A 25,893-nucleotide genomic window follows, 5' to 3' on the forward strand; every position below is an offset into this window, starting at 1 on the left:
CCTGGTAGATACCCTCAATACGGTATATGTGATTGATGAATTCGGATGTATTGGTTGGGATACCAAAGTAGTGGATTTATTAGGCTATCCCGGCTATACACTGGGCAACGACACCACTGCGTGCGATTCGGATGAACTGATTATAGACGCAGGTGCCGAACGCATCTCTGAATACTCCGGAGAGCAGACCATCACGCCATTTATTGATTACACCTGGAACACCGGCAATCAGGAGCAGACACAGGAAATCACCGAACCCGGCGATTACTGGGTAGAAATTTTTGATGGTTGCTTCTATTTGCGTGACACCATTCATGTGGATTATTACCCATCTCCTGAAATTACCAGACTCGATACATTGTATTATGCTCAGGTAAGTGTATTTGCCGACAACGGCACAAGTCCATACCAATTTGCCATGGACGATGAAAACCGTCTGCAGAATGAGAATACATTTAAAAATGTTCAGAATGGAGAACATACCGTGTATGTGGAGGACAAAAACGGATGTACCGCACTGAAAGTGTTCAGCCTTAATTCCACCTACGACATCAATGTTCCCAACTTTTTCACACCCAACAACGATGGCTTCAATGACACGTGGGTTATTGACGGTGTGGAGCGGCTGCCGGATTCCGAAATTTTCATCTACGACAGGTATGGAAAATTACTGCGAAGATTTAAAGCTTCAGAATCCATTTCATGGGACGGAGAGTACCAAAACAAACCTGTCCCTTCTGATGATTACTGGTATGTGATTCATCTGCAACCGGTGGACAAGCTCATCAAAGGAAATGTAACTATTAAAAGATAAAACAAAATACAACGGAGGCTGACCTATAAACTTCAGCCTCCGTTTTAAACAAACAATCCCCGGCACACCCAAAAACTGTTTTAATGAGAAGACTAATCCTATCACTCAGTTTACTGCTCTTTACACTGACCACCTTTGGCCAGAATTATTTTATAACCAATCAGTACGCTTACGATTTATTCCTTGTAAATCCTGCCGATGCGGGAAACAACAGTAAGTGCATTACCTTCAACGGATTTTACCAGAAACAATGGTTTGGCGTTGATTTGGCACCCACCACTCAACTATTTGCTTTTCAGGCACCCCTGATGAACAACCTGGGTTCCGGAACTTATGTTTTCAACGATCGAAACGGGAACTATAACCGGATGGGACTTCAACAATCTTTTTCGGTGGAAATAAAGTTACGTGAAAACAGGAACGGATTTACATCATTGCACTTTGGTCTCTCGGCCATCATTGACCACACCTCCCTGGACTATGGTAATTTTACAGACGGAGCCGCATTGGACCCTGTTATTTCAGGAGCCGCAGAAAGCGGAACCAGTTTTAATGCTAACACCGGCTTAATGCTTGAAGTGAACAACTATCACATTGGCGTTGCCATCTCGGAACTTTTCGCCCAGAACAACCCAATGTACCAATCGGAGTGGGAGCCAAAAACAGGACCGGTCATTCATGCACATGCAGGAACATCCTGGAAGTTTCCGGATCGTGATTTATACATTGAGCCCCTCTTTTATTACAGAAGAGACGCAAACTCCGACACCCGTTTTGACGCAAACCTCAAGCTTTACATGCCCACACCAGATCCCAATTTCGCCCTTTGGGGAATTTTGGCTTACCGCAGATCCATGGATGAACAATTGGGACGTGATTTAGGACTTGGAACCACCGTGGGTATCGACTACAGAAGCTTTTCATTCGGTGTGGAACATCAACTGGGACTTACTTCTGCTCAAAAGCAATTTGGAAGCGCCTTGCTGTTGGTGGCCGGCTACCGCATTTGTTCCGATAAGAGTAAGCGGGCCATGCCTTGCACACAAAAAGACGCCATCATCAAAGCAGCACAAAGAGATAAAAACCGAGGATTGAAAGGCATCAAGGATGCCACTGCAAAATAGTTTCTGTCCATAAAGTACCACTTGCGTCCCCGAAGGATCGGGGCAGGCTGTTACGCTTGCCGCCAAAATACGCAGTTTACTTGAGTAAATGAGTAATTTTCGGGCAAGCGTAACGCAGTAAATGGTACTTTATGGACAAACACTTAATAGAGGTTCAGAATAACTTATCAGACCAAACATGAGACAAACTTACATTTTTCACAGAAAAAATGTAAGTTTGTTGTCGTTTATACGTTATCATAACAATGATTACGGAATTTTACTCATGAAACGAGCATGGCAACGATTGCCGCAGGAAAAATTGCATAAATTTCTGTATGAGAGTTCCATCAGACCTTATAAAATAAATATTTTTTTACGGATGAAATGAGTCCCTGTTAGCCGGGACGAGCCCTATCCGGCCTTAATCAACAATTTCACACGGATGAATAACATCACTAAATACATCCTTTTTATCATTGCCTTCACCTCCGGACATGCAACGTATGGCAGCTTCGGCAACCATTCGGGGATTAACAAAACCCCGCAAAACCAGGGAATCTCCGTTGTTGCCAACAACGACGTCATCTCCATGAATGAAAATGCCACATGGATTGCCAACGTCACCAACAACGATTACGGGTTGCAAAACGGAATCAGTCAACTCACCATTACCACCGCTCCCCGTAACGGAGTTGCAAAGGTTTTAGATGACAATACCATCTCCTACACACCTGATGAAAGTTTCTTTGGAACCGACCGATTGGTTTACCGGGTGTGCAACACGCAGGGAAATTGTGATGAAGCAGAAGTTAATATCGTAGTCTCGGATGTGGATTACACACCAAAATTACTGAACGACACGGTAATATATTACACCGACAGCAGTTCGGTATTTAAAGTGTTGATCAACGACAAGGATTTATACGACAAACCCCTGAATATGAATATCCTTCAGGATCTGAACAACGGATTTTCAGAAATCACCAGTCAAATGAGTATAAAATTGACCTTTACCAGTTATTTTTATACCACAGACTCATTGATTTATCAGGTTTGTGACAATGACGGGGATTGCGATCAGGCCACACTTTTTGTAAAGCCACCTCGCGAAACCGATCAGCCATATGTGATTCCCGAAGCCTTTTCTCCCAATGGAGACGGTTTCAATGATACATTTTGGATTCCGCAATACGATTATTACCAAAACCTCTCTTTCATCGTTTACAATCGCAACGGGATGAAAGTTTTTGAGGAGTCCAATTACGAAAACAACTGGGATGGTTTCGCCAATACCGGGGAGTTAAAAGGGAATCTGGTGCCCAGGGGAATCTATTTCTATGTGCTGACAGTTACAGGAAGTTCGGAAACAACAAAAGGGAGTGTTTACATCAGCTATTAAGTTGTAGCAGAAGCATTAGTGAACAATGGGAAAAGTGCGCAAATTTGTTTTACTCTTATTTATTATCTGGCAAGGACTCTCTACAGGGCTCTTGTCACAACAGAGTGCGCTCTTAACTCAATATATGGATAATCCGCTTTTGCTCAACCCTGCATTTGCCGGCAACCGAAATTCTCTGGCTGTGGATGTTCTTTCCCGGCAGCAATGGGTTGGCATCGAAGGAGCACCGGCATCCTATTACGCAGGCATACACCTTCCGTTCAACCACTCTTCTGCCAGTGCCGGAGCAACCATTCTCAGCGAACACACCGGCCCCCTGATGTACAACAAACTCACACTTGACTACGGTTATCTTTTAAGAACCTCGCGCCGCTCTTTTCTTTCATTGGGCCTCCGTGCCGGGGTAGATCATTTCAATCTCAACTACGGCCAGTTGCCGGTAATTGACTTCAATGACCCGGAATTTTCCGGAAATATGGAGAATCAGGTCCGACCCTCATTTGGTGCCGGGCTCGTTTATATCAGACCATCCCTATATCTGTCAGCCTCGCTGCCGCATTTTTCATTTGCCTCCGTTCCGTGGGCTTCCGAAGAAGCCTCTGAATTTGAAACCTACTACAACCTCCTCTTCACCGCAGGATACCACATTCCCCTTACCCGGGATCTCAATCTCAAGCTTGCCGGTATGCATTGTATGGTTCCGGACGGAATATCCTCCACCGATATCAGTCTGATGATCAGTCACGAAGAGGGCTTTCGGGGTGGGGTCACTCACAGGCTGCAGCAAGCTTTCGGCATTATCCTGGGGATGCAGGTGACAGATGAAATAGGGGTAACCTACTCTTACGAGCTTCCTGTGGCTATGGATCCCATCGTGAAAAGAGGAATTCATGAGCTCTCCCTCTCCTTCGACTTTACCAAACACATCATTCCCAACAGAAACAGGCGTTTCCTGCATCGAAAGAAAAAAGAGAAAGAACAGGACGAAGAGATGAATTCCATCCGTTACTTCTGATTTTAACCTGATTTACTATTGATAATGCCCGTATTTTAATGTAATATGGCTACTAAAACATCAGGGATATTATGTCAGAAAAACAAACAGCATGGCCGGGCAAACCATATCCGTTGGGAGCCATATACGACGGAGAAGGTGTAAACTTTGCCCTCTTCTCAGACAATGCACACGGAGTGGAACTTTGTCTGTTCGACGAGCAAGGAAAAGAGACCCGTATTAAAGTCAATGAAAGAACACATAATCACTGGCACATCTATCTGCCTGGAATAAAACCGGGTCAACGATACGGTTACCGGGTTCAAGGCCCCTACGAACCCGGAAGGGGAGTTCGCTTCAATGCCTCAAAGCTGCTTTTAGACCCTTATGCCAAAGCCATTGACGGCACCATCGAATGGAACGAAGCGCTTTACGGCTATAATGTTGGAGCTGAAGAAGAGGATCTATCCTTTAATGATGCCGACAGTGCCCCTTTCGTTCCCAAATGTGTGGTAATTGAAGACACCTTTGACTGGAACGGAGACAGGCGGCTGGACACTCCCCAGCACGAAACCATTATTTATGAAATGCATGTCAAAGGTTTTACCAAACTGGCTTCCGACATCCCGGAAAATCTGCAGGGAACTTATGCCGGTCTGGCTCACCCAAAAAGCATTGAATACCTGAGAAATCTCGGAGTTAATGCCGTTGAGCTCATGCCGGTTCATCAGTTTGTTTCCGATCACCGGTTGCAGGAAATGGGACTGAACAATTACTGGGGGTACAACACCATCGGATTCTTTGCTCCTGATGTTCGCTATGCATCTGCCGGAACCAATGGCAATCAGGTGACAGAGTTCAAACAGATGGTCAAAGATCTCCACAAAGCAGGAATAGAAGTCATACTCGACGTGGTTTACAACCATACCGCAGAGGGCAATCATATGGGGCCCACCCTCAGCTTTCGGGGAATAGACAACCAGGCATATTACCGGCTTTCGGAAGAAGATCCCCGTTATTGCGTGGATTACACAGGAACCGGAAACACCCTGAATACCGTACATCCAACCATCCTGCGTCTCATCATGGACAGCCTGCGCTATTGGGTTACCGAAATGCATGTGGATGGATTCCGTTTTGATCTGGCACCGGTTCTGGCACGCGAATTCGACGATGTGGATAAATGGGGCTCTTTCTTTGATGTACTACACCAGGATCCGGTGCTGTCGCAGGTGAAGCTGATTGCCGAACCATGGGATCTGGGCGAAGACGGATTTCAGGTGGGCAATTTCCCGGCCGGATGGATGGAGTGGAATGCCAAATACCGCGACTGCATGCGAGAATTCTGGAAAGGAGATGATGAAATGCTACCTGAATTTGCCAACCGCCTAACCGGAAGTTCCGACCTTTACTTCGACAACTGGCGGACACCAACCGCAAGCATCAACTTCATTACGGCACATGATGGTTTCACGCTTCTCGACCTTGTATCGTACAATCAGAAACACAACGAAGCCAACGGAGAGGATAACAATGACGGAGAAGACCATAACAGATCATGGAACCACGGCGCAGAAGGCCCTACCGATGATGAAGGAATCAACCGACTCAGAAAACAGCAGGTTCGCAACTTCCTGTCCACCCTGTTCCTTTCGCAGGGTGTCCCCATGCTGGTTTCAGGAGATGAACTGGGCCGTACGCAACAGGGAAACAACAACGCCTATTGTCAGGATAATGAAATATCGTGGATCAACTGGCCTCATAAAGATGCTCAGTTGATCGATTTCACCTCAAAACTCATCCATTTTCGAAAAAAACACCCGGCCTTCTGCAGGCGCAAGTGGTTTAAATATCAACCCATCAAAGGAAAAGACGTCACCGATATCGAATGGTTTACCATCGGGGGCGAAGAGATGAGCGAAGAGCACTGGAACTCCTCTTTTGCCAAATCACTGGGCGTCTTTTTATCAGGTCATGGTATAAGATCTGTATCTCCCACAGGAGAACCGGAGATGGATGACAGTTTCTACATCATGTTTAACTCCTACCATGAATCCCTGCCATTCAAACTACCTGATGAAAAGTGGGGAAAGAAATGGAAAAAAATCATGGATACCTTTGACTCCTCATTCGATGAAAACGGAATCGGAGAATCGGTGCCGGCTGCACAGGACATTGAGATACAGGGAAGATCCGTTGTATTATTGAAGGAAGAAAAATAATCCAAACCGGCCAGTCTATGACCATCAAACAATTCAGCCAACGACCGGGAATAAGCATAAACCGGGACAGCAAAACAGCATCAGCCCTGGTATGGGCGCCTTTTGCCAAAACAGTTGCCCTCGAAATAAATTCCACCAAAAAGATTGGATTGTCTCAAAGCACCGGCGGATACTGGGAGGGACATGACCTCCCTCTCTCCCCTGGCGATCGTTACCGCTGTGTAATTGATGACGAAGCATTACCCGATCCTGCTTCGCTCTCACAGCCCGCTGGAGTTCACGCCCCGTCAGAAATCATTGACCTTTACCAACATCCCTGGGATGACCAAAACTGGTCCGGCATCAGACCAGAAAAACTCATCATCTACGAATTACATGTGGGTACCTTCAGCCAGGAAGGTACTTTCTCCGAAATAATACCCCACCTGAACAGGCTCCGGGAGCTGGGCATTAACGCCATTGAACTAATGCCTGTTGCACAGTTTCCGGGAATCCGAAATTGGGGATACGATGGCGTCTTTCCCTACGCTGTCCAAAACTCATACGGTGGAGCCGGAATGCTGCAACTCCTGGTAGATGAATGCCACAAACAGGGGATTGCCGTAATTCTGGATGTGGTGTACAACCACCTGGGACCGGAAGGAAACTATTTGAATAAATTCGGCCCATATTTTACATCAAAATACAAAACACCATGGGGAGATGCAATCAATTTTGATGATGCCTTCAGCGATGGAGTACGCCACTTTTTCCTGGAAAATGCAATGATGTGGTTACGCGACTTTCACATAGACGGGCTCCGCCTGGATGCAGTCCATGCCATCAAGGATTTTGGGGCACGACATTTCCTGGCTGAATTAAAACAAAAGGTGGAAGAACTAAACGCAGAATATCATCGCAATCATTTTCTCATTGCCGAATGCGACCTCAACGATGTCCGATACATCAATCCTTTCGACAAAGGGGGATACAATCTTGATGCCCAGTGGTGCGATGAATTCCACCATGCCCTTCATGCCCTCACAACCGGAGAGAAAAACGGATATTACAGCGACTTTGGCGGAACCGGACCTTTGGAAAAGTCCTACAATCATGCCTTTGTTTATGATGGCATCTACTCCCCGCATCGCAAGAAAATATTTGGCAGCAGTACCGAAAGCCAGCCGGGCTGCAAGTTTGTGGTTTTTGCCCAAAACCATGACCAGACGGGCAACCGAATGCTGGGCGACAGGCTCAGCCAACTGGTCAGTTTTGAAATGCAGAAAGTTATTGCCGCTGCTTACATCCTGTCTCCCTTTACTCCGATGCTCTTTATGGGCGAAGAATACGGTGAACATAATCCGTTTCTTTATTTTGTAAATCATTCTGATCCAAAGCTGATTCGAAATGTTCAGAATGGACGTAAGAAAGAGTTTAAGGATTTTATGACCGATCAAGAGCCTCCTGATCCACAATCTGAAGAGACTTTCAAAAACTCAAGACTCACATCTCCGGAAAAATGGAACAGCGCACAACAAAAACTTTATGACTGGTACCGCTTTTTAATCCGTTTACGCAAGGAGCAGCCCTTTTGGCAGGAGGACCCCCGAAAACATTTCAAGGCCGAAACCATCGGCAGCAAACTCATAAGGCTGACTTATCAAAATGCAGCAACAACCCTGATATGCCTCGGGAACTTTGGCAAGGAAGCAGAATCGGTCCGACAGTCCGGGAAAATCCTCGAAAGTTCAGCATCGGAAAAACATGGAGGACCTGCCAAATCCTCCGAATTGCAAGCTGACTCCGGCAGCTTAAACCTGCCATCCGAATCATTTACCATCATTTTAATCTCCTGACACCATTCAAGTTAACAACTATGTACAATCCCGTTTCCACATACAGACTTCAGTTCAACAAAACTTTCACCTTTGAGGATGCCCGCTTACAGGCAGATTATTTTCACCTGCTGGGCGTCGGAACCATTTATGCGAGTCCGGTGTTTGAAGCAACTCCGGGAAGTACGCATGGATATGACGTAACCAATCCTCATGGAATCAATCCGGAAATAGGCACAGAGGAGCAACTCAGGAAGCTATCCGGAAGCCTGGAAAACAAAAGAATCGGGTGGCTGCAGGACATCGTCCCCAATCACATGGCCTTTAACAGCCACAATAAATGGTTGGCGGATGTTCTGGAAAAGGGAAAAGACTCCGAGTTCGCCTCTATATTCGATATTGACAGACAGCATCAGGATTACCGAAATAAACTGATGGTGCCATTTCTGGGTAACGACACCGAACAGGTCATTGAAAATAAAGAACTCAGACTGGTTTTCCTCAATGGTAATTTTGCACTCGATTATCACGGAAACTCATGGCCTTTGAGATTTGAGTCGTTCCTCTGGATTATGGAGCAGTCGCCCAAAACACCCCCTGCGAAACTTTCATTACTGTGGAATCAGTATCGTCCCGAAGAGAAGTCTCCGGACTACCTTTTCCTCAATGGCGAATGGGAACGAATGAAGGAACAACTGAAAGACCTGGCCTTTCGGAACTCCGATGTATCGGATTTTATGGATCAATTAACGACCCACATTTCTGAAAACCCTGATTTAATCAGCCTCCTGCACAACAATCAGCATTACCGTCTGATTTGCTGGAAAGAAACCGAACACACCATCAATTACCGCCGGTTTTTCACAGTAAATGACCTCATCTGCCTTCGCATGGAAGATGAAGAGGTATTCAAGCGTTATCACCGGGAAATATACCGGCTTGTAGCCAATCACACGTTTAAAGGATTACGAATTGATCACATCGATGGACTCAGAAATCCCACAGATTACCTTGCCCGGCTTAGAAAACTTACGGGCCAGGGGTGCTACCTGACTGTAGAGAAGATACTGGAAGCTCAGGAAGAATTACCTTCCCATTGGCAGGTGCAGGGCACAACCGGTTACGATTTTCTGGGACTGGTCAATCAGCTTTTCACTCGTCGTAAAGGAATGGAGCCGTTAAAAAACCTTTACTACAACATTTCGTCTGATGAGCTACCACTAACGGATCTTATTTACGAGTCTAAGAAATTGATTCTTAATAAACGTATGAGCGGAGAGTTGGAAAATCTCACATCCTTGTTCTTCCGTTTGCGGATTACCGATAAAAAAGTTCCTCACGAAGATTTAAAGAATGCCATCAGGGAAGTCCTGCTGGCCTTTCCGGTCTATCGCTTGTATCCTGAGACCCTCCCATTGACGGGGCAGGAAAGAAAGATGATGAAACAGACATTAACAGAGGCTCTTTCAAGAAATGACAGCCTCGAACCACTTATGCCACTCTTTGAGGAACTCTTTTTCAACGACCGGCGAATAAAAGGAGACCGGGATGACCGAATTCTTAATTTTTTGAGCCGTCTGATGCAACTGGCAGGACCGCTGATGGCAAAAGGCGTTGAAGACACAGCCATGTACCGCTATTCCTGCTTCATTGCACACAACGAAGTTGGCGATACACCCCAAACAGAAGGCTTAACTTTTGAGAATTTTCATCAGTCCATGACCAACAGGCAGAAAAAGTGGCCACTGACACTGAATACAACCTCCACACATGACACCAAACGTGGCGAAGATGTAAGAGCGCGATTAAACATCATCAGTGAATTTGCAGAAGAATGGGAAGAGAACATCCGGCATTGGAGAAATATCAATCAAAGTTTCAGGAGAAAAGTCAATAACCGAACCGCTCCTTCACCAGAAGAAGAATATTTCATTTATCAAACTTTAACGGGTATATTCCCATTCGACGAAAACACAGATAAAATCTTTATCCAACGCATTACCGAATACCTTCAAAAAGCATTACGGGAAGCCAAGGTAAATTCGGCCTGGAATGCACCAAATACTGAATGGGAAGAGGCAGTTAGCCTGTTTATCCAACGAATTCTCAATCCGGAACATGATTTCCTTAACTCCTTTCTGCCTTTTTTCAGAAAAACAGCTCATTACGGAATCTTTAACAGCTTATCGCAGCTTACACTGAAATGCACCTGCCCGGGAATTCCCGACATATACAGAGGCACGGAGATGTGGGATCTGACACTTGTAGATCCGGACAACCGGAGACCGCTCAACTTCCCGGAGCTACACCGAACACTCAAAAATCTGAAAGAACATTATTCATTAAGCCCTGCGAAGCTTTTCCCGTCGTTGCTCAACAACCGGCAGAACGGACACATCAAACTATGGCTAACCCACAGATTGCTGCGATACCGAAAAGAGAACCAGGCTCTTTTCACTTCCGGAGAATACCTCTCATTGAAGGTAAAAGGAATACACAAACACAAGATTCTTGCCTTTGCCCGCCATCACAAAGAAAAATGGCACCTGACCATACTTCCTTTTTACTTCTCTTCTTTAAGTGAGAGTAACCAACTCATCTGCCCGAATGAGATAGATTGGAAAAATACAAGAATTGTAATGCCTGAGAAGTCCCCTTCCGACTGGATAAATGTCTTCACAGGGCGTCCATACTCCACAAGCAGAGATATTTCGGTATCTGAAATATTTGAAATGGCACCTGTGGGTATTCTGCATGCCGATGCCGGCCGAAAGTCACGCTCAGCCGGGGTACTAATGCACATCACCTCTCTGCCGGGCAGGTTTGGATCAGGAGATTTTGGGCCTGAAGCTTTTCGCTTTGTAGATTTCCTGAAGGAATCAGGACACTCCTGCTGGCAGGTTTTACCCTTTACACAGACCACTTCATCCAATGAATGGTCTCCATACGCATCTCCATCAGCCTTTGCAGGCAATATATTACTGATAAGTCCGAGAAAACTTGCCGAAGAATCTCTTATCAGCAAAAAAGAACTGAAAGAAAATGAACATTCCCTTTCGGAAAAGGCGGATTTTAATAGAGCACTTGCCATCAGAGAAGAACTGACCCGCTCAGCTTACGAGAACTTTATTACCCATTGCAGCGCACCTCAACGTAAACAGTTTGAAACCTTTTGTACCAAAGAAAGCAGCTGGCTCAATGATTATGCTCTTTTTACCATTCTCAAAAAGAAATTCAACAATGCTTCATGGAACAATTGGCCAAAAGAATTCAGAGACAGAGATGAATCACATCTGGAAGAGTTTAGCAACCAAAACCACCGTAAACTGGATTTGGAGAAATTTCGCCAGTATCTTTTTAGCATGCAATGGCAGGAGCTCAGGAAATATGCCAACCATCACGGCATTCGCATCATCGGAGACGTCCCGATATATGTCAGTTTCGACAATGCTGACGTATGGTCGAATCCCCATCTATTTAAACTAACCGCCAACAAGACCATGAGTGCAGTGGCCGGTGTCCCCCCTGATTATTTCAGCGAAACAGGCCAGCTGTGGAACATGCCCGTTTACCAGTGGAAGAACCATGAAAAAGAGCAATTTGACTGGTGGATACGACGCATCAGAAAAAATCTTGACCTTTTTGATATGATCAGGCTGGATCATTTCAGAGGATTTGCATCCTACTGGGAAGTTCCCGCAGGTGAAGAAACTGCGGAAAATGGTTCATGGGTAAAAGGTCCGGGAAGAAATTTCCTGAAAATAGTGCAAAAAAATTTCCCGGCCATGCCTTTTATCGCTGAAGATCTGGGTGAGATAAATGAAGACGTTTATCGCTTACGGGATGATTTCAAGCTACCCGGCATGCAGGTCCTCCAATTCTCTTTTGGAGATGACACCCCCGACTCGGTTCATTCGCCACACAACCACCAGGAAAACAGCTTCGTTTACACAGGAACACACGACAACAACACCGCCAGAGGCTGGTTTCGCGAAGAAGCCGGCAAACCTGTAAAAAAAAGGCTGAAGCTTTATACCGGAAATAAGGTAAAGTCATCCAACGTCCATAAGGTCCTCACACGTCTTGCCTGGGCCTCCCAATCACGACTGGCAATCATCCCGGTTCAGGATCTCCTGGGCAGGGGAACCGAGGCTCAAATGAACCGTCCGGCGGTGGCCAAAGGAAATTGGACCTGGCGCCTGAAAACCATGGATGAGTTAAAGGAAATTGCCGGAGAAATCAGAGAGTTACTAAACTTGTTTGCAAGATAGAGTGAAACTTTTTAAAGCATCCCTCCGTTCAGTAGATTGTTAGATTTTTAGAAATTAGAAAAGCCGTATGACATAGACATTATGAATTTTATCAGAAAATCATTTGCCCCAAAAGGCCTGCTTTTCAGATGCTTGAAACACATTAAGACTTAAGTTCATGGTGACGTCTGTATGTTTAAAGATTGCATAAACGTTATTTTAAACTACAACGAAAGTTAACGTACTTTTGTCTGCTAATAAATTTGGAATTAATTATTTACCACGCAACTTCACTGCATGAATAATTCTAATAAAACAGCCCTGATAAAACAGCATAAACTTGACCGCTTTTGTATCGACAATGCAGGAATCGGCATCTATCAGATATCGGATACAGACGGACAAATACTTTCAGTAAATCAACAAGCATGCAATGACTTAGGCTTTTCCAAAGAAGAATTGGAGAGCATGACCATTTTCGATCTGGATCCTAATTTCTCTGAACCTCAAAACGGAAAATGGCACGCTCACAGAAACAATATCAGAAAAAGAGGAACCGGAACTATTGAAACCTTTCATAAAAGGAAGGACGGAAGCCTGATGCCGGTAGAAGTAACCATCACTTATCTGGAATTTGAAGGAAAAACAATTTCCTTCTCTTTTGCCCGGGATATTACCAAAAGAAAAGAAGCTGAACAAACACTTCGCAAAAATGAAGAAGCGCACAGAAAAGAACTTCAACAAAGCCGGAATTACTTTTCCAACCTACTAAACAATCTTCCGGGAATGGCTTTTCGTTGCAGAAACTCCAGATCCTGGCCAATGGAATTTGTCAATGACGGAGCAGAAAATATTACCGGTTATGACAAATCAAATTTTATCGAAGGAAAGGTAACGTATGGCGCCCTCATTCACCCCGAAGATCGGGAGAAAGTATGGAACACCATACAGAATGCCATAAAAAAGAGGGAAAATTACCACCTTGAATACCGAATTTCCACCCGGACCGGAACTGAGAAATGGGTTTGGGAACAGGGCAGCATTGCCGGCAGTTCAGAGTCGGAGGACATTCTCGAGGGCTTTATTACCGACATTACAGAACAAAAAAAACTGGAACAAAAACTGAAAGAAAATGACCGTTTAAAAACTGCGTTCCTTCAAAACATATCACATGAAATCCGCACCCCCCTGAACGCCATTCTTGGCTTTTCCGAATTGATAAAACACCCTGGACTCAAAGACTCAGAAAGAGCTGAATACGTTGAAATCATTCAATCCGGCGGAGAAAAATTACTTTCAATCCTTAACAACGTTTTAGAATTGTCGCGCATTGAAACCGGATCGGTATCAATGCAACCATCAATCGTCCCGGTTAATAAGCTATTTAAAAACCTTCACGCTCTATTCTCGAATCAAGCCGGGGAAAAAAATCTGGAGCTTCTATTGAATATCCCCCAAACAGAAACAACCATTACATCCGATTATACAAAACTCGATCAGATACTGACCAACCTCATCAACAATGCCATCAAATACACGGAAAAGGGGCTTGTTGAGTTTGGTTTTGAAAAAAGGGAACACGAACTTCTCTTCTTTGTAAAAGATACCGGTCCCGGCATTTCAAAAGAGCAACAGGAAAAAGTCTTTGAACGATTTTACCGCTCTGACGATCCCAAACTTTTGAAACATGACGGAGCTGGTCTGGGACTCTCCATTTGCATGGGCTTCATTAAAATTCTTAAAGGCAGGATGTGGCTGGAGTCAGAGCTCGGGAATGGTGCAAGTTTCTACTTTTCGTTACCCCTTTTCTGATTATTTGATTACATTTAAGGTTCAACTTTGAGTTCTCCCCGGAAATCCAATCCCGGAACATACCCATTTTAAGAAGACCATGAAGCTGAACCGCAAACAAAAAGAGACCACACTTAAGCTGATTGACTGGTGGGAAGAGGAACACCTTCTTTCGTCAGAACAAAGTAATGAGCTAAAAGAAAGTTTGGAGATAAAAACCATCAACTGGAAAAAGGTTGCCGAGTACCTGATGATTCTGGCCATCATCAGTGTGGTAACAGCTTTTCTCACCCTGGTAGCCGATGAATGGATTCTGGAATTGTTTGAGCGCCTGTTCAATCTGTCCGACCTGGCCATTCTTATTTTGCTACTCATCTTATCTGCAGGTTTTACCTTTGGTGCCCGCAAAATGCCTTCTCACCGTAAAAAGCAGCACATCTCGATGCAGGCACTACTGGTATTGGGAAGCATTGCATTTGGCGGAGCACTCAACTACTTCGGAAAAATATCCGGACTATCCGGCTTCGGAGAGACATTTCTAATTGTCATCTTTGCCGTTCATGCCTTTTTCCTGTCGTGGTTTTTCAAAGTCATCCTGTTTTCCGGAATTGGCTGGGCGGCCATGATGTTATGGCTGGGCATAGAAAGTTCGCCCGATAAAAACAGTGAATCCGGATGGCTGGGAATGAACCTTGCGTTACGATATCTGTTTTTTTCATTGATACCCCTCTTTACCGGAATGTGGCTAAAAAGGACCAGAAAACAAGTTGAATTTGCCAGACTTACCGAACGTACAGGGTGGCTCTTTCTTTGGCTGGCCTTATGGGGAGTTGCCCTGTTTGGGAACCACAACACCATAGACTCATGGGAAGAAGCATCATCGCTGTCGTTGCTTCCATGGGGACTGCTGATGGCAGGACTTGGAGTGACGGTGTGGTTTGCCGGACGGAATGTCAGCAACAAAGAGTGGATGTGGATGGGAGGACTGGCATTGATTGCCGATGCTTACACCCAGTTTTTCCTGTTTCTGTGGGAACCGTTGCACCCGGCACTCTTTTTTGCCTTACTGGGAGGCTCATTCTGGTTATTGGGCCGACGAGCAGAAATAATTAAGTAATCATTGCCTTAGCTACCTCACACTCAAAGCCATTAACACCCTTGTACTCGATTAATTGTTTTAATGCACACCATGATTAAAATAACATTTTTGCAATTCACACCCAACTATAACGTTAAACCTAATACATCCCTTTAAAAGGAAAAACCCCGTTATGGGGGAAACTGATAAATTCACAAAAAATATTGCACCATGTTTTCAAAAGAAACCTACATCAACCGACGCAACGAGCTAAAAAATAAAATCAACAATGGCATTGTACTCATCACCGGCAACAACGATGCCCCGATGAATTACAAATCGAATACTTATCATTTCAGGCAGGACAGCACTTTCCTTTATTTTTTTGGCATTGACCTACAGAATTTGGCAGGGGTTATCGACATCGACAACAACGAGGAAATTCTATTTGGAGATGATTACACCATTGATGATATCATCTGGATGGGCCCGCAAACTTCTCTTAAAGATAAAGCAGCCGGCGTAGGAATTGAGAAAACCCGACCATTTGCCGAGCTTTTTGAATACATCAGGGACGCTGCCGCAAAAAAACGGACCATTCATTTCACGCCCCCTTATCGAGGAGAAAACATCATGCTTCTGGCCGATCTGCTAAACATTCATCACAGAGAGGTAGAGAAAAATGCATCTCTGGAACTGACAAAAGCCTGTATCGACTTGCGGAGTATCAAAGAGCCCTGCGAAATTGAAGAGATGGAACGCCACATGAGCACAGCATGGGAAATGCACACCACAGCAATGAGGATGGCACGGCCCGGAATCTCCGAGCAGGAAATTACCGGCGCCATTGAAGGAGTTTCCATGTCGGGAGGAGGAATGGTATCTTTTCCGGTAATTTGCTCAGTCAGGGGAGAAACACTGCACAACCACTATCATGGCAACACCTTAAAAGAAGGAGATCTTCTTCTGACAGATGCCGGAAGCGAATCTCCTCTCCATTATGCCACTGATCATACCCGCACCACACCAGTATCCGGAAAGTTCACAGAAACTCAACGCCAGGTTTACCAAATTGTGCTGGATGCCAACAACAAAGCCAGGGAAGCCACCCGCCCGGGTGTTCCATACCGAGATGTTCATCTCCTGGCCTGCAAGGTAATAGCCTCAGGTCTTAAAGAGCTTGGACTAATGAAAGGAGACCCCGACGAAGCAGTCAATGCCGGTGCCCATGCATTGTTTATGCCCCACGGACTGGGACACATGATTGGCCTTGATGTTCATGACATGGAAGATTACGACGACACACTGGTAGGGTACGACGATGAAATTAAACGTTCCTCTCAATTCGGTCTGGCTGCCCTCCGACTGGGACGCCGCCTTCAACCGGGATTTACCATTACCAACGAACCCGGAATCTATTTCATTCCGGCACTGATTGACAATTGGAAAGCTGAAAATAAATTCCCTCAGTTCCTTAATTATGAAAAAATTGAAGCGTTCAAAGGATTTGGCGGAATCCGCCTTGAGGATGACATTCTGGTAACGGGAGATGGCTGCAGAATCCTGGGTGAACGGATTCCCATCACCATTGAGGAGGTAGAGGCCATTGCGGGGAAAGGAGCGGTAAAATAATTTGGTTTCTAGCGGCGGATCGGCACTCAGCTTTGCTGCTTTGCTTGCCAAAGAATCCGCCGCACCTAATCCTTCATTCGTAAAAGAGCAAAACAATCCTCTTTCAAAATAATAGTTTTTCCGGACATTTGTTTGAAAAATTACGGATCTTTACACTAATCTCCTGTATAAAATTACGGAATTATGGAACAGAAAGTACATCTCAACAAAGAGAAAAAGCGCTTTGAACTTAAAGCCGACGGACACATGGCTACGCTTTATTACGATCCTTACGAGCCATCCGTATGGTCATTGACCCACACTCTGGTGCCGGATCCGCTGAAAGGTAAAGGCATTGGATCGGGACTTGTAAAACAGGTATTTACCTACTGTCAGGAAAACCAGATTCGGATTATACCGGAATGTACCTTTGTGGTATCCTACATACAGAAACATCCTGAATGGAAGAAATTATTGTTTGAACAGGAATAGATTTAACCAGATTAACCTGCATCATGAATGAGGCTCTCCTGGCGTTTTAACCGTCGCCACTCGTAAACCAGGAAAAGGGCACTAACCACCCCGGAGACAGTATCGGCAAGTGGAGCAGCAATCCAAACGCCCAAAAGCCCCAACGATCGCGGAAGAACAATCAGGAGCGGAATCAGCACCAACACCTGCCGAAGTAAAGTGACGAAAATCGCCTTGCCCGCCTTGCCCACAGATTGAAAATAGTTTCCTACCACAATCTGATACCCAACAATGGGCAAAGCAATCAAAAAGTAGCGGAGTCCCTCAACACCATAACGCATTATTTCAGGACTATCAGACACAAATAATGAGATAACGGCACCGGGAAATGATTGAATAAGAACCCATGACACTACGGCAATAGCTGTGGCAAAAATGATGCTTGTTTTTAAGGTCTGACGTACCCTGCTGAAATTACGAGCTCCGTAATTATACCCGATTATTGGCTGTCCTGCCATATTTAGTGCCACAATACTCATCGTAATCAGGACCACCACACTCATGATAATTCCCATGGCGCCAACTGCCAGATCACTACCGTACTTTATGAGGCTTAGGTTAAGCAGAGCCTGCACAGCACTATTGGCAATCTGCATGGCAAAAGGGGCCAACCCGACAGTAACGATCGACCCCAAAATGGTCAAATCAATACCGATGTATTTTTTCTTCAGCTGAACAACGCAACGCTTACTTTTAAAGTGAATCAAGACCCAGAGAGACAGACAAGCCATCGAAATAATGGTTGCCAGGGCGGCTCCCTGAACCCCCATGTCGAGATAAATGATAAAAAATGCATCCAGGGGAATGTTAATTCCCGCACTGATAAGCATGCTGATCATTGCAATACGGGCATTTCCCTCTGCTCTGATCAGGGAGTTCATGGAGAAACCAAACTCATGTAAGACCACTCCCCATAAAATGTAGTTAAGATAATCATTGGCATATTGAACGGTGGAGTCGGTAGCCCCGAACAAGCGCAACATCGGATCTTTGATTGCAAAGCCGATGCTCGTTACCAACAGTGAGACAATTATTATCAGCAGAACAGTATTTCCAACCACCTTACGCGCGCGCTCCAAATTCTTGCGCCCCAAATTCAGAGACAACCGGACGCTTGCTCCTACTCCGATCAGCATCCCAAAAGCCATCATTATTACCATTACCGGAAAAACCGCAGTTACTCCGCTCAACGCTTCCGGCCCAACAAATTGACCGATAAAGATGCGATCGATGATGTTGTACAACGAATTGGCCATTACACCAATGAATGCAGGCCAAAAGTAACGCCACATCAATGCCCCTACAGGGTTGTTTTCCAGTTCAAAAAGATTCTTATCGTTCATCCTCTAACCTTGATCTCAATAAAAACAATCTACAAAGATGCGACTTATTTTCTATGCACTCATTTAAAACTTTGTAAAATACTTTAATCTAAAACCTCATCAGCTCATTAAACCAGAAGACAAAACGCTCCAGGGTATGCACATTGGTAACCTTCTCACGGGCTGCACGCCCCAGGGTTTTGCGGAGTTCCGGATTCTCCATCAATGAACGAATGGCTTCTGCAATCCCGGCAGGATCAGTATTTACCAACAGCCCTTCTTTTTCAATAACCAACTTCCGGGTATCACCCACATCGGTAACCACCACCCCGTTTTCACAGGCCATTGCTTCCATTAGCGACTGACTGGGATAGTTTTCATTGCTCTGCAGAGAAACAAATACCGAGGATTGTTGCAAAATCTCCCAGGGATGGGGATGAAGCCCTGAAAAGACAACATTCTTCATACCCCGGTCGGCCACAAACTGCTGCAACGACACTTGCTCACTTCCGGTTCCCATTACAAAAAAAGTGACTTTTCGAAAAGATGGCTCATCAGCCAGAAGAGCAACCGCTTTCAAAAAAAGATCAGGATTCTTAAGGGGTTCGAGACGCCCCAGAAACACTACCCACGGCTTTTTCGGCTCTACCGGATAATAATTGGAGTAATCGATAAAACTACAAGGTGTAACCAACACCTCCCCCCTTAACTTATACCCCATTGCCTCCCGGTATGCAGGAACCAGAGAGGGCGAAAGAAAATCCAGCTGTGAAGCGTGCTGTAAAACCCAATACTGGCTATCAAAGAATTTAAGAATATTCGTATCAAGCATCAGTTTGCCCGAGGCATTCACGCTGTAAACAAGATCAATACCAAACAACCTGCACCACATCCAGGTCCAGGTACCTCCCTGCCAAACAGCATATATTTTTTTAATATTCAGTACTTTTACTTTTCGGGCAAAAAAGAATGAAAAGCGTAACCAAAGCAAAAAAGTTTTCAGGAAATATTTACATGACCCTGCAAAACGAATGAACTGTCTGCCAGGGGAAGCTTTTACTCCTCCTGTCGAAACACTCTTGTTCCTAATCTTACCGGGCACTCCGTCACCCCCGTCATTGAACAATATTATGCGATGATGGGGCAAAAGAACAGCACTATTGACCAAAAGTCGGTACAAACGGGTATTCATAACCAAATAATAATCCTCACCATCCGTCATTAGCCGATTAAAAAGAGTGGCATACCGTTTCTCGGCACCTCCGAATCTTCCTGAAAAATTCAGGACACACATTACCTTATTTGGGCTACTGCTATCCATTATTAAAGAGAATCAAGGATTCCGGCCAAAGATGAAGCATTGTTTTGCCATGACAATTTTTCACGGGCAAACCGGGCACAATCTCTTTTTTTCTGCCAGTTGTTGCGATACCAACGCAAACGCTCATACAGATCCTCAGCCGTTTCTTCATCACTCCACACCTCCCCGAGTCCGTTTTTCCGAACCATCGAAGCCAGGGTATGCACATGGGGGGTTACCAACACGGGAACTCCGCCTGCGAGATATTCCGGAAACTTAGTGGGGAAAGCCTCATGATTCAAAGGCAGATCCTCACGAATCAACAAGGCCAGATCTGCCACTGTCTGATATCGGTTCAAATCATTCTGAGAAAGATGAAAAACACGAAACGAATCATCGGGCAAATCCCACTTTTGAAGCTCTCTCTCAAAAACCTCCGACCTGAGAGGGATATTAATCATAAAAAAAGCATCGGGACAAACTTTCCGAAACCCGGCAAAAAATGCAACCATCTGCGGCACCATCTGATAATATTTATCGGTACCACTATATACCATGACAAATCGGTTAGCCAGACCTGACTCGTCCTTCATCCGACGTGCCTCCTCTTCATTAAAAGAAAAAAGTGTGGCATCGTAAAAGTTGTATTTTGCCACATGCCTCTGACCTTCCGGCAAATCACGGCACTCATTGGAAACCGTAAACACCAGGTCGCTTTTACTGAGACAAAGTTTCCGGATAAAGTTGTAAAGCCGAATGCGCCAACCGGGAGCACCCTGAACAGCCATTTCATTTACGCGGTCTCCCCGCATATCATAAACCAGGCGGAAACGAAAAATCAATTTGAGCAAAACACCGTACAAAGTCCCCACATCGTTGTAACCATAAAGCACATGAGGTCTGACATGCCGCATTACCTGAAACAACCAACGCAGATTAAACAAAAACTGCAAGAGTTGTGGAAACAGCCTTCCTCTACCCGCTTTTCGCTCAAAGAAAAAGGCACGGCAAGCCCCGGACAAGCCTGCCTTAGCCAGATAGTCACGTCCATACTCAATCTGCCGTTCATTGTTATTCAATGAAACCAGAGCCACTTCCATACCTTTTTCTCGAAGTTCCGGAGTCATAAAGCTGAAGGCAGTCCTAAAGTTCAGTGTCTGCACCTGAAACCCGGGCTCATCAGATTTTTGAAAAAAAGCAACAGGCAACAGATACAGGATTGTCCGGGATCTGCCGGCAGATTCTTCTGTTTTTGACACGATATTACCAGTTTATGAAACCTCTACCGGCTTCATTTATTACAAACTCCAGTAATCCAATTCCTTGATCTTCTCTTTAAAGACCCCTTTCACATCAACAAACAGGGCATCATCAATGGTTATGGACTTGAAGTAAGACTCATCAAGTTTCATATATTCATCATGATTTACAGCCAGAATAACTGCATGATAGGACTCTTTGATTTCATCCACCAATCCGTAGCCATACTCTTCCATCAACTCCTCGGAGGAAGCATGAGGGTCGGCAACGTCCACATCCACACTAAAGGAGCGCAGTTCGTTATATACATCAGCCACTTTGGAATTACGAATATCACTCACATTCTCCTTGAAGGTTGCTCCCATAATCAGGACTTTGGAGCCATTAATTTTGTGACCTTTGGAGATCAGTTTTTTCACTACCTGCTTAGCCACATAGGGGCCCATGGCATCGTTGATCACCCGGCCACCGGTGATGATCTTGGAGTGATAGCCCAACTCGTTGGCTTTGTAGGTTAAGTAGTAAGGATCCACCCCAATACAGTGACCTCCAACCAGGCCGGGGAAGAATCGCAGAAAATTCCATTTGGTTCCGGCTGCCTCCAATACTTCATAAGTATTAATATTCAAACGATTGAATATCAAAGACAACTCATTCATCAGAGCAATATTCACATCACGCTGTGTGTTCTCGATAATTTTAGCCGCCTCTGCAACTTTAATGGAACTGGCCTTATGGATTCCTGCTTTTATAATAGAACCATAAACATCAGAAATTACCTCCAGAGCTTCATCATCACTACCAGAAACAATTTTCAGGATTTTTGTCAGTGTATGCTCCTTATCGCCGGGATTGATCCGCTCGGGAGAGTAGCCCACTTTAAAATCCTTATTGAATTTCAGTCCCGATTCCTCTTCCAGAATAGGCACACAATCCTCTTCGGTACATCCGGGATAAACAGTGGATTCAAAAACTACAAAATCACCCTTTTTCAATGCTTTACCAACAGTACGGGATGCACTCAGCAAAGGATTAAGATCCGGCAGATTGTGTTTATTAATTGGCGTAGGAACGGCCACCACATGAAAGGTCGCCTCCCTCAGATCTGATGGATTGCTGGTAAATTCAATGTCACAACCATCGAAATCGGCAGTTTCCAACTCATTACTGGGGTCAATTCCCTTTTTCATGAGTTCTACGCGAGACGGTTTGATATCAAAACCGATTACCTTCATTTTCCGGGCAAATTCCAATGCGATGGGAAGCCCTACATATCCCAGGCCTACTACTGACAGCTTGGCCTCTTTGTTAATTAGTTGCTGATACATAAGATTTGAATGATTTATTTTTTCTATGATGATAAATTCTCTCAATAATATCCACGACTTTCATTCCCTCCAGGGCATTAGTGGTAACGAATGTCTGTTCCCTGAGGGTTTGAATAACATTGTCTATAACAAAATGATGATTGGCCGCTGACCCTTTGTACCCCCCATAATCATTAGGCGGGGCGGAAGCAGGCAGTTCAGGCTTCTGATAATCCCTGATATTACACTCCACCACTTCATTCATATACTGTCCGGCCACTTTAATGGTACCGTTTTCACCGATAATGGTAATAGTACTTTCCAGGTTGCGGTCCCACACTGCTGTGGAAAAATTGATATTACCCATTCCGCCATTGACAAAATTAAACATCACAGAACCACTATCCTCGAAATCGGTGGAATGTTGATGTGCAAAATCATTAAAATTTGCCTGAATATCGGTAACATCTCCAAACAACCAATACAAAATATCAATGAAGTGGGAAAATTGGGTATAAAGTGTACCTCCGTCAAGATCGGCTGTTCCGTGCCATCCATTATTCTGATAATAACGATCGTCCCGATTCCAGAAGCAATTGAGTTGCACAAAGTAAATCTCCCCAAGCAGTTTTTTATCCATTACCTCCTTCAGCCAAACTGAAGGTGGGGAATACCGGTTTTGCATCACTGTAAACACCTGCCGGGAGACCTGCAATGCTTTATGAATAACCGCTTCAGCCTCCATCCGCGTCAATGCCATGGGCTTCTCCACAACAACATGCTTCCGTTGTTCAAGGGCCTTCACCGCCTGCCCCGCATGAAGTCCGTTGGGCGTGCAAATATTCACAACATGACAATCGTCCAGGTTTTCCAGCATCTGCGCATAATCATTAAAGTACGGAATATGATCCTGATCCCATCCGGTTTCCGCCGCACTTCGCACATCGCACACCGCGCAAAGTTCTGCTTCCGGATTTTCCTGAATCATAGCCGCATGCCTTTTACCAATTCTACCGAGACCTACAATTGCGAATTTGATTTTATCTGATGTTACCATTTTTGCTTGATTTATAAACTGACTTTAACCACTTTCCCCTCCTGAAACTTGTATTGGTCGCCACTTTCCGGACAAACAGCCATACGATTATCCCCGAACACCAATGGGTGGCCGAATTCGCTCATCCAGCCGGTATGCCTGGCCGGATTCCCAACCATCAGGGCATAATCAGGTACATCATGCGTTACCACAGCACCGGCGCCGATAAAAGCAAACCGACCAATGGTGTGACCACAAACAATGGTGGCATTGGCTCCGATGGTGGCTCCCTTTTTAACCAAAGTTTCCTCGTACTGATTACGGCGGGGCACCGCGCTCCTCGGATTAGAAACATTGGTAAAGACACACGAGGGTCCCAGGAAAACATCATCTTCGCAAATGACACCGGTATAAACAGAGACATTATTCTGAACCTTAACATTGTTGCCCAGCACCACTCCGGGAGAAACAACCACATTCTGTCCCAGGTTACAATTTTGTCCGATGCGGCAATCACTCATCACATGGCAAAAATGCCAGATGGTTGTTCCGGGCCCTATCTCACACCTGTCATCAATCACTGCTGACGAATGAATTTTGGGTAATGATAATTCCTGCATAAATATTTATTTAGTTTCTGTCCATAAAGGAATATTGTAACAACTCCCCCCCTCTCATTATTGGTCGCGACGCGACCAATAATGAGAGGGGGCCTAAGGGTTATCTCAAAACCCAGGGCGTTGCCCCGGGCTATTGCTATCAGGCTTTCAGCCTGTTTACATCTTACCTGTCTTATGTATAATGTAGGTAAGGGAAAAATCCTATTTCCTAAAAAACATTCTAATTTTTTGAATGATATATTCCTGTTGCGTTTCTGTCATTTCGGTATGCATCGGCAAGGACAAGACTTCTTTGCAGGCCGAGTCACTTTCCGGAAGATGCAAATCATCTTTGCATAAAGCTTTAAAAACCGGCTGCCGGTGCAACGGCAAAGGATAATAAACCATGGAAGGAATTTCTGCTTCTGCGAGGAAACTCTTTAACATATCGCGCCGATCATTTTTAACCCTCACGGTAAACTGATTAAAGGTATGAGTGTCGTGCTCTGTCGGGAATGGCAACCCCAATCCTGAAAGGTTCTTCAACTCTTCAAGGTAAACTCGTGCAGCGTTCCGGCGTCTGTCAATAAAGTCATCCAGGTGCAACAATTTCTCCGACAACACAGCCGCCTGCAAGGTATCCAGCCGGGAGTTCATCCCCACAATCTCATTGAGATACTTCTTTCTGGCACCATGGTTCACGATCATCCGCAGTCGTTCGGCAATTCGTTCGTCATCGGTAAAGCATGCACCCCCATCACCAAAACATCCCAGATTCTTGGTCGGGAAAAAAGAGGTACAGCCAATATGGCCAATGGTACCCACTTTAATTTCATCAGTAAATAATTTATTTAAGTTATTGGTCTGATGGAACTCGCATGGTTGATTGTTTAGATTCTCTTTTGAGGCTATCGTTGCCATGCTCGTTTCATTCCCATTCATAAAACAGGAAGCTCCGAGACTTTGAGCGGCATCTTCAATCACGAAAAGATTGTGAAGCCGCGCAATCTCCATAATTTCACTCATGGCGGCAGGTTGACCAAACAGATGAACCGGAAGAAGAACCCGGGTTCGCCCGGTTATTGCATCCCGGACTGCATCCGGATCGATATTTAAAGTATCCGGATTAATATCCACCAAAACCGGACGAAGTCCTAACAGGGCAATAACCTCAACCGTGGAAATAAATGAAAAAGAGGTGGTAATCACCTCATCACCGGGAGAAAGCTCCAACGCCATCAACGCAGCCTGCAGAGCGTCTGTCCCGTTGGCACAGGGAATAACGTACCCGGTCCCAAGGTACCCGGCAAGTGCATTGCTAAAACTTTTCACAACACTCCCGTTGATATAATCTCCACGTGTCAGCACCCCGCTCATAGCTTCATCAATTCCGGGCTTCAGGCGCTGATACTGACTTGTAAGATCAACCATCGGTATATCTCTCTGTTCTTTGACCATT

18 protein-coding genes are annotated in these 25,893 nt (G+C 45.1%); 11 read left to right on the plus strand and 7 right to left on the minus strand.

Annotation, left to right across the window (positions count from 1 at the left end; genetic code table 11):
- The first annotated feature begins 28 nt into the window (after positions 1-28).
- The 11 genes from BY457_RS19265 to BY457_RS14330 all read left to right on the plus strand — a co-directional run bounded on the left by BY457_RS19265 (position 29) and on the right by BY457_RS14330 (position 17,571).
- Positions 29-814 (plus strand): T9SS type B sorting domain-containing protein, encoded by a 786-nt coding sequence (locus BY457_RS19265; protein WP_258176751.1) that lies wholly within the window; start codon positions 29-31, stop codon positions 812-814.
- Between the two features lie 83 nt (positions 815-897).
- Complete coding sequence (locus tag BY457_RS14280) at positions 898-1,938, plus strand: PorP/SprF family type IX secretion system membrane protein (RefSeq protein ID WP_106154004.1); 1,041 nt, start codon at positions 898-900, stop codon at positions 1,936-1,938.
- A 424-nt stretch (positions 1,939-2,362) separates the two neighbouring features.
- On the plus strand, positions 2,363-3,319 hold the full coding sequence (locus tag BY457_RS14290; RefSeq protein WP_106154006.1) for a T9SS type B sorting domain-containing protein: 957 nt from the start codon (positions 2,363-2,365) through the stop codon (positions 3,317-3,319).
- Positions 3,320-3,344: 25 nt separating this feature from the next.
- Positions 3,345-4,334 carry a PorP/SprF family type IX secretion system membrane protein gene (locus tag BY457_RS14295; protein ID WP_106154007.1) on the plus strand — a complete coding sequence of 330 codons (990 nt, stop codon included), beginning with the start codon at positions 3,345-3,347 and terminating at the stop codon, positions 4,332-4,334.
- A gap of 71 nt (positions 4,335-4,405) precedes the next feature.
- Positions 4,406-6,535, plus strand: a complete 2,130-nt coding sequence (gene glgX, locus BY457_RS14300) for a glycogen debranching protein GlgX (RefSeq protein WP_106154008.1) — start codon at positions 4,406-4,408, stop codon at positions 6,533-6,535.
- Between the two features lie 17 nt (positions 6,536-6,552).
- Positions 6,553-8,370, plus strand: coding sequence for a malto-oligosyltrehalose trehalohydrolase (treZ, locus tag BY457_RS14305; protein WP_106154009.1), 1,818 nt, complete (start codon positions 6,553-6,555; stop codon positions 8,368-8,370).
- A gap of 20 nt (positions 8,371-8,390) precedes the next feature.
- Positions 8,391-12,620 (plus strand): malto-oligosyltrehalose synthase, encoded by a 4,230-nt coding sequence (treY, locus tag BY457_RS14310; protein ID WP_106154010.1) that lies wholly within the window; start codon positions 8,391-8,393, stop codon positions 12,618-12,620.
- A 276-nt stretch (positions 12,621-12,896) separates the two neighbouring features.
- Positions 12,897-14,411, plus strand: coding sequence for a sensor histidine kinase (locus BY457_RS14315; protein ID WP_106154011.1), 1,515 nt, complete (start codon positions 12,897-12,899; stop codon positions 14,409-14,411).
- Positions 14,412-14,490: 79 nt separating this feature from the next.
- A complete protein-coding gene (locus BY457_RS14320; protein ID WP_106154012.1) occupies positions 14,491-15,507 on the plus strand; it encodes a DUF2157 domain-containing protein in 1,017 nt (338 codons plus the stop codon).
- Between the two features lie 192 nt (positions 15,508-15,699).
- The gene (locus BY457_RS14325) at positions 15,700-17,100 is read left to right on the plus strand and encodes an aminopeptidase P family protein (RefSeq protein ID WP_106154013.1); all 1,401 of its coding nucleotides are present in this window, start codon (positions 15,700-15,702) and stop codon (positions 17,098-17,100) included.
- 183 nt (positions 17,101-17,283) lie between these two features.
- Positions 17,284-17,571 carry a GNAT family N-acetyltransferase gene (locus tag BY457_RS14330; RefSeq protein WP_181256490.1) on the plus strand — a complete coding sequence of 96 codons (288 nt, stop codon included), beginning with the start codon at positions 17,284-17,286 and terminating at the stop codon, positions 17,569-17,571.
- Between the two features lie 11 nt (positions 17,572-17,582).
- On the opposite strand, the gene BY457_RS14335 is transcribed toward BY457_RS14330, so the two are convergent.
- The 7 genes from BY457_RS14335 to BY457_RS14365 form a co-directional block, all read right to left on the minus strand.
- Positions 17,583-18,953 (minus strand): MATE family efflux transporter, encoded by a 1,371-nt coding sequence (locus tag BY457_RS14335; protein ID WP_106154015.1) that lies wholly within the window; start codon positions 18,951-18,953, stop codon positions 17,583-17,585.
- Positions 18,954-19,041: 88 nt separating this feature from the next.
- On the minus strand, positions 19,042-20,226 hold the full coding sequence (locus tag BY457_RS14340) for a glycosyltransferase family 4 protein (protein ID WP_258176752.1): 1,185 nt from the start codon (positions 20,224-20,226) through the stop codon (positions 19,042-19,044).
- Positions 20,227-20,255: 29 nt separating this feature from the next.
- Complete coding sequence (locus BY457_RS14345; RefSeq protein WP_106154017.1) at positions 20,256-21,491, minus strand: glycosyltransferase; 1,236 nt, start codon at positions 21,489-21,491, stop codon at positions 20,256-20,258.
- 39 nt (positions 21,492-21,530) lie between these two features.
- A complete protein-coding gene (locus tag BY457_RS14350) occupies positions 21,531-22,820 on the minus strand; it encodes a nucleotide sugar dehydrogenase (protein ID WP_106154018.1) in 1,290 nt (429 codons plus the stop codon).
- Complete coding sequence (locus BY457_RS14355; RefSeq protein ID WP_106154019.1) at positions 22,801-23,856, minus strand: Gfo/Idh/MocA family protein; 1,056 nt, start codon at positions 23,854-23,856, stop codon at positions 22,801-22,803. The genes BY457_RS14350 and BY457_RS14355 overlap by 20 nt, the downstream gene beginning before the upstream one ends.
- Before the next feature lie 11 nt (positions 23,857-23,867).
- The gene (locus BY457_RS14360; protein WP_106154020.1) at positions 23,868-24,455 is read right to left on the minus strand and encodes an acyltransferase; all 588 of its coding nucleotides are present in this window, start codon (positions 24,453-24,455) and stop codon (positions 23,868-23,870) included.
- 201 nt (positions 24,456-24,656) lie between these two features.
- Positions 24,657-25,892, minus strand: a complete 1,236-nt coding sequence (locus tag BY457_RS14365; RefSeq protein ID WP_106154021.1) for a DegT/DnrJ/EryC1/StrS family aminotransferase — start codon at positions 25,890-25,892, stop codon at positions 24,657-24,659.
- Position 25,893 lies beyond the last annotated feature (1 nt).

This window comes from Marinilabilia salmonicolor (genome assembly GCF_003003035.1).
GTDB classification, from domain to species: Bacteria; Bacteroidota; Bacteroidia; order Bacteroidales; family Marinilabiliaceae; genus Marinilabilia; species Marinilabilia salmonicolor_A.